We start from the raw sequence: 959 nt of genomic DNA on the forward strand, positions 1-959 counted from the left end.
GGCACCACACTGACATATCACCGCAAAAAGCACACCCTGACCGTTGATGTGCAGGGTCAGCTGGTCGTGAAAGCGACCGGGGATATGACCGCAACAGTAGGCGGGGATCTCTCAGCGACGGCGACAAAAAACATTTCCGTGACTGCCTCAGAAAACATCACCGTGACGGCCACCGGAGACATTACGGCCAAGGCCGATGGCAACATCCTGGCTGACGGCAAACAAATCAAACTCAATAGCGGAGCGGGTGTGGTCACTGGTGAGTGTATCTGTCCGTTAACCGGCAAACCTCATGCGGATATTTCAACCGTTGTTTTTGCGGGGAAAGCGTAATGCCATTAGATCAGGAACGTTTGAAAGCATCCATCGTCAGCAAGATGGAAGCAGAAGGCGCGGTTGCAACGGGTGAGTACAGTTGGGTCAACAAGCTGGCAACCGTTATCAGTGCTGCAGTCGTTGAAGAAATCACAACTAACGCTCAGGTTGCTGTCACGAGTGGTAGCAGCCAGGGAAACTGGCCTGTCACATAGGTGAACGATGAACGGAATGAACGCACAGACAGGTAAAGCCCTGAGTGGGGTGGAACATCTCAAACAGTCGGTGCGGGATATCCTGACCACCCCCATGGGCAGCCGGGTGATGCGCCGGGCTTATGGCAGCCGTCTGTTTGAGCTGATTGACAATCCAACCAACCCGGAAACCATCGCAGATATCATTGCAGCCACAGCGGAAGCGCTGAGGTTGTGGGAGCCTCGCATTTTGGTGAAGCGGGTGATCGTTCAGTCAGCCGCCCCGGGCCGTATCGAGCTGTCAATTGATGGTGAATACCTGCCCAATGGCCAACCCATTACTCTGGAGGGGATTGAAATTCGATGAGTATGCAGGATTTAACGCAGCTCCCGCCTCCGGACTTGCTGGAGCCGCTGAGCTTTGAGGCTATTTTTGCTCAGATGCGGGAT

The 959-nt window shown here is 54.2% G+C and carries 2 protein-coding genes and 1 pseudogene; all 3 read left to right on the forward strand.

Features of this window, described 5'->3' with window-relative positions:
* Positions 1–333: pseudogene (locus ACYP03_RS23835) on the forward strand (hypothetical protein); the annotation flags it as partial.
* Positions 333–530: a hypothetical protein gene (locus ACYP03_RS23840; RefSeq protein ID WP_459782339.1), complete on the forward strand. Its 198-nt coding sequence runs from the start codon at positions 333–335 to the stop codon at positions 528–530. The pseudogene ACYP03_RS23835 and the gene ACYP03_RS23840, both read left to right, overlap by 1 nt.
* 7 nt (positions 531–537) lie before the next feature.
* Positions 538–876 (forward strand): GPW/gp25 family protein, encoded by a 339-nt coding sequence (locus tag ACYP03_RS23845; RefSeq protein WP_459782340.1) that lies wholly within the window; start codon positions 538–540, stop codon positions 874–876.
* Positions 877–959 lie beyond the last annotated feature (83 nt).

It is taken from the genome of Photobacterium sp. R1 (genome assembly GCF_054600795.1).